This is a genomic window from Curtobacterium sp. Curtsp57, assembly GCF_047324335.1.
GTDB lineage: Bacteria > Actinomycetota > Actinomycetes > Actinomycetales > Microbacteriaceae > Curtobacterium.
On sequence record NZ_CP168511.1, the window covers coordinates 117,287 to 131,588 of the forward strand.

Consider the following 14,302-nt stretch of genomic DNA (forward strand, 5'->3'; position numbering starts at 1 on the left):
CCGTGTGGGTTGTCACGTACTCTCGCAGGCTTCGCTTCGCGGATACTCCATTGCGGCGCTCCGTTACATCCGCTGTGGCAGCATGAGGGCGTGGCGAACGACGACGTGGACCTGGTCATCCGAGACGTGCGGCCGTGGGGAGGTGCGTCCTCGGACATCGTGGTCAGGGGGTCGCGCATCGACTCGGTGGTCCCGAGCGGCACGGCGTCGGCGGAGGGTGCGCGGATCGTCGAAGGGCGTGGCGTGCTCGCGCTGCCCGGCCTGGTGAACAGCCACGCGCACGCGGACAAGAGCTGGTGGGGCCACCCGTGGGAGTCGTTCGGCGGGGAGCCGACGACCGAGGGGCGGATCGCGCACGAGCGCGCACGCCGTGACGACCTCGGTATCCCGAGCGTCGGCATCGCGAAACGGGTGCTGCAGGAGTACCTCCGCACCGGGACGACGCGGGTCCGGACGCACGTGGACGTCGACCTCGGCCTGGGCCTGCGCGGCATCGACGCCGTGCGGGAGGCAGCGGCCGAACTCGACGGGGCGATCGAACTGTCGATCGTCGCGTTCCCGCAGGACGGCGTGCTGCGTCGACCCGGCGTGCTCGACCTGCTGCGCCAGGCTGCGGCGGACGGCGTGGAGCACATCGGGGGACTCGATCCGTCCCTCATCGACCGCGACCCGGTCGGGCAGCTCGACGGACTGTTCGACATCGCCGCCGAGTACGGGTGCGGGATCGACATCCACCTGCACGAGCCGGCGGACCTCGGTGCGTTCTCGTTCGACCTGGTGCTCGACCGGGTGGAGCGGCTCGGCATCGCCCCGGGGAAGGTCAACATCGCGCACGGCTTCGCGATCGTGGACCTCGAGCCGGTCCGGCGGCGCGACCTGCTCGCTCGGATGGCAGGGCTCGGGGTGACGATGACGACCGTCGCGCCCGTTCGGATGCGGCAGCTGCCCCTGCACGAGTTCGACGACGCCGGGGTGCGGTTCGGGCTCGGCACGGACGGCATCCGCGACCTCTGGAGCCCCTACGGCGACGGCGACCTGCTCGGCATCGCCTGGCAGTACGCCCGCGGCGGCGGGTACTCGCGTGACGAGGACATCACGCGGGTGGTGGAGCTCGCCACGCGGGACGGCGCCCGGTTCGTCACCGACGAGGAGCACGACCTGGTGGCGGGTGCCCGCGCGGACGTCGTGCTCGTCGACGCGGAGAACTCGATGGACGCGCTCGTCCGTCGGGCGCCGCGGTCGCTCGTCGTCGCCGGTGGCATGGTGGTCGACCCCGCCGACCTGGCGCGACACCCCTGGGAGTGAGGGCAGGTCCGCTCCGCGTCAGTGGACCTCGTCCCTGACCGTCGACAGGACGGCGTGGAGGCGGCGGGCGAAGCCGTCGGGCAGTGATTCGGGAAGGGCGTCGACCGGGAACCACCGGACGTCGTCGCTCTCGTCGCTGACCGTCGTGTCGGTGTCGCAGGGGACGGTCGCGACGAAGCCGACGTCCCAGTGCGCGGCGCACGAGAACCCGCCGTGCAGATCGTGCCGGTCGAGGTCGATGACGCGCGTGGCGGCGAGTTCGAGCGTGGCGATGCCGGACTCCTCTCGGGCTTCGCGGCGGGCGGCGTCGACGAGCGATGTGTCGCCCGGTTCGAGGTGCCCGCCGAACTGCACCCAGAAGGCACCCTTGCGGTGGAGGCAGAGCAGCACGTGCGTCAGGTCCGGCGAGAACACGAAGCAGGACGCCGTGAGGTGCTCGGGGCCTCCCGCACGCCACAGCGCTGCGTCCCCGTGCCGCTCGACGAACGCGAGGTACCGGTCGCGGAGGGTGCTCGCGGGCGCTTCGGCGAGGGCGCGGGCGACGTCGGCTGCGTACATGGTGTCCATCGTGGCAGGCGTGCGCGGGTGGTTGCGCTCGCAACGGACGACAACGCCGTTGTCGTACGACAGCGGTTCCGTCGTCGCCCCGCGCGCGCAACGGTTGCAGCCGCGTGCGAGCGACAGAGTCGATGTCGTACGACAGCGAGCGTGTCGTTCCGAGTCGGCAGCGCGGGGCGGGCGGGGCGGGGCCGCGCAGGGCAGCGCGGCGCGGGCCAGCGCTAGACGAGCGCGCGGACGCCGGTGACGATCGTGTCCCAGACCTCGAGCAAGGGGCCCCGCGCAAGCCACACCGCCGCGCCGTTGACGAGCACGAACAGCACGAACCACACTCCGGCCGGCAGGCGCATCTCGGCCGCCGCGATGTGGAAGTCGGTCTGGACACGGGCGCCGGTGAGGAGCCAGCGGGCGACCTGCACGACCGAGCGCAGACCGTCCACCACGAACAGTGCACCGACGGCCGCGACGACCAGCACGGTGAGCTCGGACGGGCGGAGGGCGACCCACAGCGCCAGGACGTCGAAGCCGATCACCACGAGCAGCCCGAACCAGTTCCGGACGAACACGAGCGCGATGAGCCCGATCACCCCGAGCACGACGACCGGGAGCCACCGCGACCCGTGCAGCACCCCGGTCAGCAACAGCGCACCGGCCCAGAGCGGCGCGCTGTACCCGGCGTAGAGGTTGAGGATCCGCACCAGCCAGCGCACCGCGCCGGGGACACCGCCGAGCTGCACCCAGGCCTCACCCGACCCGTCCGGGCGGAGGTCGATCCGGCGGATCCGGCCGCCGAACGGGACGACCACGACGCAGTGACCGACCTCGTGCGCGATCGTCGCGGCGATCCGTGCCACCTGCCCGACGACGGGGACGAACGGGAGCACGGCGCCGACGAGGATCGCGACGAAGACGAGGGACGCGGAGGAAGCGGTGGACATCAGCCGCCACTGTGGCAGAGCAGCCTAGGAGGGCACCGAGGGCAGCAGCACGATCACGACGACCGTGGCGAGCACGGCGATCGCGGTGAGGACGAGGAGGAACACCGTGAGTCGGTTCATGGGCTTCGGCACGCCTACTCGACCGTCACCGACTTCGCGAGGTTCCGCGGCTTGTCGACATCGCAGCCGAGCTGCAGCGCGAGCTCGCGGGCGAACATCTGGAGCGGCACGACGGCCTCGAGCGGACCCCACGGCCCGGTCGGTCCGAGCGCGGGGACGTCGGAGCCCGGCCCGCCGATCGTGATCACGAACCCGCCTCGGGCCCGGACCTCGGCGATGGCGGCCTGCAGTCGGTGCTCCCCGTGGTCGACGACCACGACGGGCGTGCCCTCGTCGACGAGCGCGAGCGGGCCGTGCTTGAGCTCGCCGGCCGGGTACGACTCGGCCCACCGGTAGCTGAGCTCCTTGAGCTTCAGGGCGCCCTCCGCCGCGTAGGGCAGGCCGACGCCGCGCCCGAGGAACAGGAACCCGGTGGCGTCCTTCACGCTCGAGACCAGCAGCGGGATCCGGTCGGCGGCGACCCGTCCGGCTCGCTCGATGCGCGCCGGGAGCTCGCGGAGACCCGCGACGTGGGCTGTCGCCTGTGTCGGGTCGATGCGCCCGGACGCGACCAGCGCGGAGATCATCGCCGCGACCCCGACCACCACCTGGGCGGTGAACGTCTTCGTCGCCGCGACGCCGATCTCGGGGCCGGCGTGGCAGTCGAGGACGGCGTCGGCTCGGCGGGCGAGCGACGAGTGCACGTTGTTCGTGAGCGCGAGGACGGGGTACCGGTCCGCGAACCGGTCGAGCGCCCGGAGGACGTCAGCGGTCTCACCGGACTGACTGATCGCGACGACGAGCGTCCCCGGACCGAGCACGGCCTGGTCCGCCTCGCTCGCGACGACGATGTCGGTGGGCACCCCGCCGATGCCGCGGAGCGCGGTCGCGATGACCTGTCCGGCGTTCAGGGAGGTGCCGCAGGCGACGATCGCGAGGCGGTGGAACCCGGGGAGCCCGAGGCCGACCCACATGCTCCCGTCGGCCGCGCGTCCGGCGATGCGGTCGACGATCGAGGCCACGACCGCCGGCTGCTCCTCGATCTCCTTCGCCATGTGGTCCGGGTGGTCGCCGAGGTCGAGCGCCGCGGCCGCGAACGGCGACGGCGTCGGGAACGGCACCGGCACCGAGATGCCGGCGGAGGACCAGTTCCAGGACTCGCCGAGCTCGACGACGTCGCCGTCGCGGAGCGCTACGAAGGTCTCGCACCACTCGGCGATCGCACCGATGTCGCTCGCGACGAAGTCGCCACGGGACGCTCGGGCCACCACGAGCGGGGAGCGTTCCGCCGCGACGACCATGCGGTTCGTGCGGGAGTCGAGCACGACGATCGCCCACGAGCCCTCGAGCTGTGCCGTCGCGATCTGGACGGCGAGCATCAGGTCGGCGTCCACGGCGAGCGCACGCTCGACGAGGTGCGTGATGACCTCGGAGTCGACGTCCGACGCGAAGACGTGCCCCTGCGCCTCGAGCATCGCGCGGAGGCGCCCGGCGTTCTCGACGATGCCGTTGTGCACGACGCTGATCCGGCCGGTGCAGTCCGTGTGCGGGTGGGCGTTCCGTTCGGACACACCACCGTGCGTCGCCCAGCGGGTGTGCCCGATGCCGGTGCCGGTGAGGGCATCACCCGATCGGGCAGCGACGAGCGTTCGGAGGTCGCCCACCCGGGACACCGACCGGATGGTCTCGGTGCCACCGGTGGCCGTGCGGACGGCGATGCCCGCGGAGTCGTACCCGCGGTACTCGAGCCGTTCCAGGCCGTCGAGGAGGTAGGGGGTCGCGTCGTCGGTGACGCGGGCCGCGATGATGCCGCACATCGGATGTCCCTTCGGGTGGGAGGACGGTGGGGGAGCGGTGCATGAGCGGGGCGGCACCGACCGCCGCGTTCGGGTCTGCCACGCGATCGGGGCCGCCGGCCCGGACCGCCGCCCGTCCTCGGATCAGGCGAGGACGGACGACGGCGTACCGGGGCCGACGGTTCGGGTACCGATCGGGGTACCGTGGGCCGGCCTCCCGGGGGAGGCGCGGCGGTCGGTGCATGGACAGCATCACCGGCGGTGGGGCCGGTGGACAACGCTCCGCGACGCTTGTTGCGGTTCTTCGCGCGGACCGTGCGAATCCGCGCGGTCGCGTGCGGTGTCACGCAACGCCGATTGAACCGACCTCGCAGGCTCGGTCGGCGCTGGCGCCGCGCGCCGCTGGCGCGTCGCAACATGCGGAGCGCGCGCTGGAGGCCCGGTGCCAGCTGGCACCGGGCCTCCAGTGTGTGGATGCGGTTATTCAGATCACGTGAGGAGCGCGACCAGGTGGGACCGGGACCGCGCCCCGACCTTCCGGTAGATCTGCGTCAGCCGCAGCTCCACCGTCCGCTGCGACATGTACAGCGACGAGGCGATCTCGCGGTTGCGGTACCCCTCCGTCACCTTCTGCACCACGGCACGCTCCTCGGCCGTCAGCGACGTGAGCACCGCTGCGGCGTCCGGGGCGCTCCGCGGCGTGCCGGGTGTCACCGGCGTCGACGCGGAGAGGAGTGCGCCGGAACGCACCCCGCCGGAGAACGGACCTGATCCGATCGCGTTGCCGCCGAGCGACGGCATGGCGGCCGTCGACGCCGGCGTCGCGAGCGGCCGACGGAGTCCCGCCGCCTCGTACGCCGCGGCGGCTGCCGCACCGAGTCGTGCGCGGTCACCGGGTGCGCCGATCGCGGCGAGCGCCGCCAACGTCCTGGCCCGCTCGAACTGCGAGTCGGCCGCCTGGAAGATCTCCAGCGCCCGACGCCGCGAGGTGTCGCGGGTGGTGTCGTCCGCGATGAGCGCGAGGCTCCTCGCGAGGACCAGCGCACCCCACCTCGACGGTCGGGCGTGGTGGTCGGCGGCGAGACGCGCCGTGATGGTGCGCGCGTCGTCGATTCGTCCGAGCCGCACGTACACCTCGACCAGGTCGCCCAGGTGCCGGAGCACCGCGGGGTTCCTGAGGCTGCGACCGATCGCGTCGGCCGCCTCGAGGGAGGACGCGGCCTCCTCGAGTCGCCCGTCGAGCAGCAGCACGCGGCCGCGGAGCGCGTACAGCTTCGCCGTCGCTCCCCAGAGCCGGTTGGTGGAACGCTGCCGCAGGCAGTGGTCGACGACGTCGAGCGCGTCGGCGGAGCGGCCCTCCGCGAAGTGCCGCCAGGCGACGGCGATCGCCCTGGACGGTTCGCGGAGGCGTTCGATGACGGCCGAGCCGGCTTCCCACACGTCGATCGCGCGGAGCGCCTGCCGGAAGTTGCCGGAGCGCACCTCGTTCTCGGCGGAGAGGTACCGCGCCGCCTCGAGCCACACCGGTGCGGTTGCGGTCGTCCTGGCGAGGACCAGGGCGAACACCCGCCGGGCGCTGCGGTAGCGCTCGGCGAGGCTCAGTGCGTGTGCGAGGAGGAGCAACGCCGGGTCGGACATGACGAGCAGTCGCTGCGCGGCCAGTCCCTCGTGCAGGTCGGCGTCCGGCGGCAGCGTGCCGTCGACCGCCGCCACGAGTTCGCGCGCCGTGCCGAGGATCTCCGCGGTGTGCGCGGAGGCACGGTCCTCGAAGGGCTCGGCCCGGTGCAGGAGGTCACGTGCCTGGTCGAGCTCCCACGCCTCGGCGCGGAAGCAGGCGACCATGGCGAGCAGCCCGGAGAGCGCGTCCGCGTCACCCTCGTCGGCCGTGTCGACGGGCACCGAGAGCTCGTCGGCGTGCACGGCGTCACCGCTGAGGTACTGCACCGAGTACTGCAGACGGAGACGCCTGACCTCGTCGCGGAGTTCCCGGAACGGCCGGATCGCCGCCAGGTACCTCGCCGCGAAGCCGAGGAGACGGTGCGCGAGGAGGGCTTCGGCCACGCCCAGCAGAGCGGCGTGTTCGGTCTCGGACGCGGTGCCGATGTGCAGGGCGCGCTCGGTGAGGGCGACCGCCGCGTGGGCGTCGCCGTCCACCGCGTACGACCGTGCGGCGGCGAGCAGTGCGATGGCGTCCGGGACGTCGTCGACGAAGCTCGCGTGCCAGGCGGCCGATCGGTCGTCGTTCGCCGCTGCGCTCGTCGCCAGTGCGGTGTGCGCCTCGCGGCGGTCCCGTGCGGGCATGCTCCAGTACAGCGCGGAGCGGACGAGCGGGTCGCGGACGGCGATCGACGGCCCGCGGACGGTGGCGAGACCGGCGCCCACGAGGTCGTCGATCGCGTCCCGGTCCCAGGCGGCGACGCGCGCCGTCGGGACGAGGGCCAGTCGTGCGAGGACGTCCAGATCGCGTCCCGCAGCGGCTTCGAGGACGAGCGCCGCAGCAGCGGAGGTCGTCGGCGTCGGCCGCAGCGGCAGCACGAGCGGTTCGGTGCCGACGAGTTGTTCACGTCGGAGTGCACCGATCTGCTCGCGGAGCGCGCCAGGGTTGCCGCCGGTCTCGTCGGCGAGGACGGCGAGGACACCGTCGTTCGCCTCCTCCGGCGCCATGTCACGGGCGAGCACGAGCGCCTCGTCCGGCTGCAGCGGCTGGAGCCGGAGCATCGGGAGGGCCGCGAGCGGACCGTTCGATGGCACACGACGGACCGTCGCCACGAGGCGCATGGCGGTGCCGGCGAGTCGCCCGGCCAGGAACGCGATGAGCTCCTGGCTCTCGGCGTCCATCCGGTCGAGGTCGTCGATGAGCACGAGCGTCGGCGGGAGGGTCAGCGCGTGCACGGCGTCGAGGAAGTCGTGCGCTGCGGCGAGGCCCTCGTCGACGTTGCGGACCAGCCGCGCGATGTGCGCCGAGGCCCTCGGGTCGTCGAGTGCGGTGAAGAGGGATGTCACTCCGGACATGGGCCAACGGGCTTCAGAGCCGTTGACGCCGAGCCGGACGACGGGGATGGAGACGCGGTTCGAGACCGCGTCGAGGACGCTGGTGCGTCCGGAGCCAGGGTCGCCGACCACGACCATCGCGGACTCCCGAGGGAGTACAGCGAGGGCCGCGATCCGGTCGACCTCAGAACGTCGACCGGTGAGTTCCATGGGGACTCACCGGCCTCCGGGTCCGGAGGCGAGCGTGGAGACGGGACGGAGTGCGCCCGGGCGTGCTGCGCCCAGGGTCACTGCGGAGATCCGGGCGGTGGTGCGGCGGGTGACCGCACGGGTGCTCGGACGCGAGGCGGCAATCAGATGCGCGCCGGACTGATCGTGGTTGGAATGCGGTCGAGTGAGGGTGCACTCGATCCTGCTCGGGAACGATGATGTCATCGTCTGTATCACCCCTCGGGTTAGGGTCTTCGACGAACACGACCGGTCCGGATCTGCTTCGGGACTAGGGATCCCGAGACGCCACCTGACCTGTCGTCTTCGGCAAAGATAACCCAGCGGTCACGGCCGTAGTCCGGTCAGCGCAATGAAATGTGAATCATGGTCACCCCAAAATGGGGGGGTCCTGCCCCGAGTCCGGGGGTCGCGCTCCGTACCCTGTGGTATGCGATCGGGGTACGGCCTGCATCGGTTCCGCCCAGTGCGTCGTGGAGTTCCGGGACTGGCTCGTCGCCGAGCTCGTCGTCCCGGGGTACGGGTGCCCGTCACGTGTCGGGACGACACTCGAACGGGGGTGATCGGATCGCTTACCGGCGGACGACCTCGACGACGGCGTCGTGGACCAGGCCGTTCGTCGCGAGGGCGCTGCCGTGCCAGGGGCCCGGATCGCCGTCGAGCGAGGTGAAGCGGCCGCCGGCCTCTTCGACGATGGGGACCAGCGCGGCGATGTCCCACGGCTTGAGGTCCGGCTCGCCGGCGACGTCGAGGACGCCCTCGGCCACCATCATGTACGACCACATGTCCCCGTACGCACGGGTGCGCCAGACCGTGCGCGACAGGTCGATCAGCGCCTGCAGACGGTCGTCGTCGTCCCACTGCTGGATGCTGTTGTAGCTGAGGCTCGCATCGCCGAGTTCGGCGACTCCCGACACGTGCAGCTCGCCCTCGAGCGAGTGCGCGCCGAGCCCCTGCGCGGCCCACCACCGCTTGCCGAGCGCCGGGGCGCTGACCACGCCGAGGACCGGGCGGCCGTCCACGGCGAGCGAGATGAGCGTCGCCCAGACCGGGACGCCGCGGAGGTAGTTCGCGGTGCCGTCGATCGGGTCGACCACCCACTGACGGTGTCCTTCGCTCGTCGCCTCGGCGCCGGAGTCCGCTGTCGTCTCCTCGCCGAGGAACGAGTCGTCCGGTCGTTCGGCCGCGATCCGCTCCCGCAGGGCCCGCTCGACGGCCTGGTCGGCGTCGGTGACGTGCGTGCTGTCGGCCTTCTTCGACACGTGGAGATCGGCCGCTCGGAACCGCTCGAGGCTGATCGCGTCGGCGGTGTCGGCGAGGGAGCGGGCGAAGTCCAGGTCGGCGCTGAGGTCCACGGGATCGAGCGTAGCGGGGGTCAGGCCGCGACGACCTCTTCCTCCTCGAGGCGGGACACCTCGCGCTCGCGGGCGATCCGGGTGCGGCGGGCGACGAGGCCGTGCACGACGACGCAGAGGAGCACGGCGCCGACGAGCCACAGTGTCAGCACGAGGGAACTCCGACCGAGTGAGGCGCCGGGGAAGTACTGCAGGTCCTGTGCTGCCTGGAGCCATGCGGCGCCGGACCAGAAGGAGTTGAGCGCCGCGAAGAACCCGGGCTGGAACGCCGGCTGGAAGATCCCGCCGGACGACGTGAAGTTCAGCATCACGAAGAGCATCGTCAGCACCGGGGTGGTCCAGCGTCCGAGGATCGGGTGCAGGCCGATCCCGAGCCCGATGATGATCGCGTCGTACATCCACGCGAACAGGAAGATCTGCCACTGGTGCGTGGTGATGACGCCGTAGATCGGCCCGGCGATCACGATCCCGATGCCCGCGACGACCCCGGCGGTGGCGAGCCCGATGACGGCGGTCCACACCGTGCGGAGCTTCGTGGCGAACGCTGCGACCGCGATCGCCGATGCGTAGCCGCCGACGCTCAGAGCGACGAGCAGGAAGAAGAGGCCCTGGCCGGTGCTGTCCTGGTCGCCCGAGGGGACGACGTCGACGACGTGGAACGGCAGGTGCTGCTCGTACGCGATCGGCATGAAGATCTTCTGCGCCGCGGTTGCCGTGGTCTCGCTGGCCGCCGTGGAGACGTAGAGCGACGCGTCCGTCGCGGTCGGGGCGAAGACCGCGGCGAGCTCGCGGTCCCGGACCTGCTGCTTCGCCGAGGCGTCGGTGGCGACGACGTGTGCCACGAGGGCGCCGTCGGACTGGTCCGTCACGGACTGCGCGAACACCTGCGCGGTCGCTCCCTGGCCGACGATGCCGACGGGGAGGTCCTTCGGTGCGGGGGCGTGGAAGGCGCCGAGGTACGCCAGGCCCATGCCTGCGGCGAGGAACAGCGGCACGAGGATGTGCGTCGCGAAGGTCAGGAGCGTCGTGCCGAGGCCGGCCGGACGGAGGACGTTGGGTGCACGATGCGGAGACCGGGGAGCGGCGTGGCCCCGGTGTGCGGACGCGGCGTCGTCGGCGCGGTCGAATGAGGCGGGGGCGTCGACGCGGGTCGGCGCAAAGTTGTACTTTGCAACTTCAGACACGAGTGGCAATTGTACAACTTCGTTGCCCGTTTGTCGAGCGGTCACGACACCCCGGCCATGCCTCGCCGATCGGTCACGACACCCCGGCCATGCCTCGCCGATCGGTCACGACACCCCGGCCATGCCTCGCCGATCGGTCTCGTTCCGTCGGTTGATGGCTTCGGAGACGACGGTTCGCGACCGCTCGGCGGAGGTGAGCGGGGTGTCGTGACCAGTGGGGACGAGAAAGACAGGGCAAGGAAGACGAAGGGGCGGGACGGGGCGGGACGAGCGAGTGGGGCAGGAGTCCTGCTAGTCCGTACCGGGGTCGGCGGCGCCCATGCCGGTCAGCAGTGCGCGGAAGGAGTCCAGCCGCTCGATGCCCGTCGGGCCGAGCTCCCCGGCGTTCACCCGGTCGACGATCTCCCAGTCGTGCGCCTGGTCGAGCGGGATGCCGGTGTCCTCCAGCCCGGACTCGGACGGGGCGACGGGGATCGCGTGCGAGGCGAACGCCCGGAACACGTTCGCGGGGTCGACGTGCCCGAGCCCGAACGACCGGACGCCAGGCGTGTCGATGATCCACCCGCCGTCCTCGACCCGGAGCGCGATCGACGATGACGACGTGTGGCGTCCCCGCCCGGTCACGGCGTTCACGACACCGGTCGCCCGCGTGGACCCGGTCAGGGCGTTCACGAGCGTGGACTTCCCGACGCCGGAGTGCCCGACGGTCACGGTCACCTCGCCGTCGAGGAGTTCGTGCAGTGCCTCGAGCGGGAAGTCGTCCTGACGGCTCGTGACGATCCGGATGTCCAGGCACGCGAAGTGCGCGAGGAACGGAGCCGGATCGGCGAGGTCGGTCTTCGTGATGCAGAGGATGGGGTCGAGCCCGGCGTCGAACGCGGCGACGAGGTACCGGTCGATGAGCCGGGTCCGGGGCTCGGGGTCGGCGGCCGCGACGACGATGAGCATCTGCGTCGCGTTCGCCACGACCACGCGCTCGACCTCGTCGCTGTCGTCGGCACTCCGGCGGAGGAGCGTGGTGCGCTCGGCGACCCGGACGATCCTGGCGAGCGAACCCTCGGCGCCGGAGACGTCACCGGTCAGGAACACCGTGTCACCGGTGACGACGGACTTCTTGCCGAGCTCACGGGCCTTCGTGGCGGTGATGAGCTCCCCGTCGACCAGCACGCCGAACCGACCACGGTCGACGTTCGTCACCCAGCCCTTCGGCGCGTCGTCGTACGTCGGGCGGGTCTTCGTGCGGGGTCGGTTGCCCTTCGGGTTCGGGCGGACCCGGACGCTCGACTCGTCGTACTGGCCGTACGGCTCGTCCTCGTCCGCGTCACCGTCGACGTCGTCCCACCAGCTCATCGCGTCACACCCCCGGAGACGAAGCCGTCGCCACCAGCGCCGCCCACAGCGACGGGAACTGCGGCAGGGTCTTCGCGGTCGACCCGATGTCGTCCACCGCGACGCCCTCCGTCACGAGTCCGATCACCGCGCCGGCCGTCGCCATCCGGTGGTCCTCGTACGCGGCCCACGCCGCGCCGTGGAGCCGGGCCGGCTCGATCCGCAGGCCGTCGTCGAGTTCGTGCACCGAGCCTCCCGTCCGGTTCACGTCGGAGGCGAGCGCGGCGAGCCGGTCGGTCTCGTGTCCGCGCAGGTGGCCGATGCCGGTGATGGTCGTCGGGCCGTCCGCGAGCGCCGCGAGCGCGACGAGCGCAGGTGCCAGTTCGCCTCCGCGGGTCAGGTCCAGGTCCAGACCCGGGAGGGAGGCTCCGCCCAGCACCCCGACGCCGCCGTCGAACACCAGGTCGTCACCGTCTCGGGCCACGGTCGCGCCCCACAGGGGCAGGAGCGTCTCGAGATCGGCGCCGACCTGCGTCGTCTCCGTCGGCCACGTCCGGATCCGGACGGTCCCGCCGGCGACGAGTGCGGCGACCGCGAAGGGCGCCGCGTTCGAGAGGTCCGGTTCGATGGTCAAGTCGCGCGCCGCGATCGGTCCCGGGTGCACGATCCACTCGCCGACGGCGGGCTCGTCCACCCGGACGCCGCGCGCTCGGAGCACCGCGACGGTCATCTCGATGTGGGGGAGGCTCGGGAGCCGCTCGCCCTCGTGCTTCAGGTGCAGCCCCTCGTCGAACCGCGGCGCGGAGAGGAGCAGCCCCGACACGAACTGGGACGAGGCACTCGCGTCGATGGTGAGCGTGCCGCCCCGGACCGATCCGGTGCCGGTGAACGTGAAGGGCATCGCGCCGTCGCCGTCGTCGGTGACGTCCACGCCGAGGTCGACGAGCGCGCTGATGATCGCGTGCATCGGGCGCTTGCGCGCGTAGGGGTCGCCGTCGATCGTGACCTGCCCGGTGGCCAGGGCGGCGAGCGGGGGCAGGAAGCGCATCACGGTGCCGGCGAGGCCGCAGTCGATGCGGACGCCGCCGGTCATCGGGGCCGGCGTGATCCGGAGGTCCGGGCCGTACGGGTTCGGCGCGCCGTCGGGTTCGACCTCCTCGATGCCGACGCCGAGCTGCCGGAGACCCGCCACCATCAGGGCGGAGTCGCGCGAGTGCAGGGGGAGGTGGATGGTGGACGGGCCGTCGGCGAGGGCGGCGAGGATCAGCTCGCGGTTCGTCAACGACTTCGATCCGGGCAGTGCGACGTCGCCGTGGAGCGGGCCCGCCGCCACGGGGGCGATCCAGGGCGCGGTCTCGCGCCCGCTGCCTGTGGCGGTCTGGGAATGCGTCGTCTCTGCCATCGGTTCACAAGACTACTGAAACGATCGGGAGGACCCTTGGCGACAGCACTCGCACCCGCGCGGCAGCACCTGCCCGCCGCGGTCACCGCGCTCGCTCTAGACTGGCCCGCGATGACGACCGACGAGCCACAGGCAGCACCGCACGACCTGGTCGACGAGACCGAGGCGCAGCTCGACGCTGTGCAGGCAGAGGCGGACGTCGTCGACGCGACCACCGCCTCGGACGCCGAGCTCCGCGCCCTGTTCGAGGACCAGGCGCTGCCCTTCATGGACCAGCTCTACGGCGCCGCGATGCGCATGACGCGTAATCCCGCCGACGCGTCCGACCTGGTGCAGGAGACCTTCGTCAAGGCGTTCGCCGCGTTCCGGCAGTTCAAGCAGGGCACGAACCTCAAGGCCTGGCTGTACCGGATCCTCACGAACACGTTCATCAACACGTACCGCAAGAACCAGCGGAACCCGTACCAGGGCACGATCGACGAGCTCGAGGACTGGCAGCTCGGCGGCGCAGAGAGCGTCACGCAGTCGATCTCTGCCCGGTCTGCCGAGGCGGACGCCATCGACCACCTGCCGTCCTCCGCCGTGAAGGACGCGCTGCAGGCCATCCCCGAGGACTTCCGGATGGCCGTCTACTTCGCCGATGTCGAGGGGTTCTCCTACCAGGAGATCGCCGACATCATGAAGACCCCAGTGGGGACGGTCATGAGCCGCCTCCACCGTGGTCGCCGGCTCCTCCGTGGGCTCCTGGCGGACCACGCACGTGAGACCGGCATCGTCCCGGACGCAGCGTCGACGGCGACGATGCGCGGGCGGGGCCGGAAGGTTGCTGCGACCACCGGTCGCGACGGACGGAAGGAAGCGCGATGAGCGGCTGCGACTGCTCGAAGGCCAAGGCGGAGCTCGAGGAGTTCCTGCACGACGAGCTCTGCCGCGAGGACGCGGCGGACATCCGCGAGCACATGGACGGCTGCGAGGACTGCACCACCGAGCACCGCGTCAACGTCGTGCTCATGGAGACGGTCCGTCGAGCCTGCAAGGAGTCCGCTCCTGAGCAGCTCCGGAGCGAGATCCTCGCGCGCATCCGGGTGGAGCAGGCGACGCACTGACCTCGTGACGG

General features: G+C 71.9%; 11 protein-coding genes. 3 read left to right on the plus strand and 8 right to left on the minus strand.

Annotated features, from left to right (window positions below; translation table 11 throughout):
* The first annotated feature begins 90 nt into the window (after positions 1-90).
* Complete coding sequence (locus ACEN9V_RS00535; RefSeq protein ID WP_413601715.1) at positions 91-1,305, plus strand: amidohydrolase family protein; 1,215 nt, start codon at positions 91-93, stop codon at positions 1,303-1,305.
* Positions 1,306-1,323: 18 nt separating this feature from the next.
* Here the strand turns inward: ACEN9V_RS00535 and ACEN9V_RS00540 are convergent, their stop codons facing one another.
* The 8 genes from ACEN9V_RS00540 to aroA all read right to left on the minus strand — a co-directional run bounded on the left by ACEN9V_RS00540 (position 1,324) and on the right by aroA (position 13,185).
* Positions 1,324-1,863, minus strand: coding sequence for an NUDIX hydrolase (locus ACEN9V_RS00540; RefSeq protein ID WP_413601716.1), 540 nt, complete (start codon positions 1,861-1,863; stop codon positions 1,324-1,326).
* Positions 1,864-2,084: 221 nt separating this feature from the next.
* Positions 2,085-2,801: a M50 family metallopeptidase gene (locus ACEN9V_RS00545; protein ID WP_413601717.1), complete on the minus strand. Its 717-nt coding sequence runs from the start codon at positions 2,799-2,801 to the stop codon at positions 2,085-2,087.
* Positions 2,802-2,935: 134 nt separating this feature from the next.
* Complete coding sequence (gene glmS / locus ACEN9V_RS00550; RefSeq protein ID WP_413601718.1) at positions 2,936-4,717, minus strand: glutamine--fructose-6-phosphate transaminase (isomerizing); 1,782 nt, start codon at positions 4,715-4,717, stop codon at positions 2,936-2,938.
* 468 nt (positions 4,718-5,185) lie between these two features.
* Positions 5,186-7,897, minus strand: coding sequence for an AAA family ATPase (locus ACEN9V_RS00555; protein WP_413601719.1), 2,712 nt, complete (start codon positions 7,895-7,897; stop codon positions 5,186-5,188).
* 590 nt (positions 7,898-8,487) lie between these two features.
* On the minus strand, positions 8,488-9,270 hold the full coding sequence (locus ACEN9V_RS00560; protein ID WP_413601720.1) for an inositol monophosphatase family protein: 783 nt from the start codon (positions 9,268-9,270) through the stop codon (positions 8,488-8,490).
* A gap of 20 nt (positions 9,271-9,290) precedes the next feature.
* Complete coding sequence (locus tag ACEN9V_RS00565) at positions 9,291-10,454, minus strand: hypothetical protein (protein ID WP_413601721.1); 1,164 nt, start codon at positions 10,452-10,454, stop codon at positions 9,291-9,293.
* A 291-nt stretch (positions 10,455-10,745) separates the two neighbouring features.
* Positions 10,746-11,804 carry a ribosome small subunit-dependent GTPase A gene (rsgA, locus tag ACEN9V_RS00570; RefSeq protein WP_281264823.1) on the minus strand — a complete coding sequence of 353 codons (1,059 nt, stop codon included), beginning with the start codon at positions 11,802-11,804 and terminating at the stop codon, positions 10,746-10,748.
* Positions 11,805-11,808: 4 nt separating this feature from the next.
* Positions 11,809-13,185: a 3-phosphoshikimate 1-carboxyvinyltransferase gene (gene aroA / locus ACEN9V_RS00575; protein ID WP_413601722.1), complete on the minus strand. Its 1,377-nt coding sequence runs from the start codon at positions 13,183-13,185 to the stop codon at positions 11,809-11,811.
* Positions 13,186-13,296: 111 nt separating this feature from the next.
* Between aroA and ACEN9V_RS00580 the strand changes: the two genes are divergently transcribed.
* Together ACEN9V_RS00580 and ACEN9V_RS00585 are read left to right on the plus strand one after the other, a co-directional pair.
* Positions 13,297-14,052, plus strand: a complete 756-nt coding sequence (locus tag ACEN9V_RS00580) for a sigma-70 family RNA polymerase sigma factor (protein WP_413603020.1) — start codon at positions 13,297-13,299, stop codon at positions 14,050-14,052.
* The gene (locus ACEN9V_RS00585; RefSeq protein WP_281264820.1) at positions 14,049-14,291 is read left to right on the plus strand and encodes a zf-HC2 domain-containing protein; all 243 of its coding nucleotides are present in this window, start codon (positions 14,049-14,051) and stop codon (positions 14,289-14,291) included. The genes ACEN9V_RS00580 and ACEN9V_RS00585 overlap by 4 nt, the downstream gene beginning before the upstream one ends.
* Positions 14,292-14,302 lie beyond the last annotated feature (11 nt).

What these genes read in the sequence shown, in the direction of transcription:
- ACEN9V_RS00540 (WP_413601716.1), bottom strand. Translation starts at nt 1,863, where the DNA reads ATGTACGCAGCCGACGTCGCCCGCGCCCTCGCCGAAGCGCCCGCGAGC.
- ACEN9V_RS00545 (WP_413601717.1), bottom strand. Translation starts at nt 2,801, where the DNA reads ATGTCCACCGCTTCCTCCGCGTCCCTCGTCTTCGTCGCGATCCTCGTC.
- glmS (WP_413601718.1), bottom strand. Translation starts at nt 4,717, where the DNA reads ATGTGCGGCATCATCGCGGCCCGCGTCACCGACGACGCGACCCCCTAC.
- ACEN9V_RS00555 (WP_413601719.1), bottom strand. Translation starts at nt 7,897, where the DNA reads ATGGAACTCACCGGTCGACGTTCTGAGGTCGACCGGATCGCGGCCCTC.
- rsgA (WP_281264823.1), bottom strand. Translation starts at nt 11,804, where the DNA reads ATGAGCTGGTGGGACGACGTCGACGGTGACGCGGACGAGGACGAGCCG.
- aroA (WP_413601722.1), bottom strand. Translation starts at nt 13,185, where the DNA reads ATGGCAGAGACGACGCATTCCCAGACCGCCACAGGCAGCGGGCGCGAG.
- ACEN9V_RS00580 (WP_413603020.1), top strand. Translation starts at nt 13,297, where the DNA reads ATGACGACCGACGAGCCACAGGCAGCACCGCACGACCTGGTCGACGAG.
- ACEN9V_RS00585 (WP_281264820.1), top strand. Translation starts at nt 14,049, where the DNA reads ATGAGCGGCTGCGACTGCTCGAAGGCCAAGGCGGAGCTCGAGGAGTTC.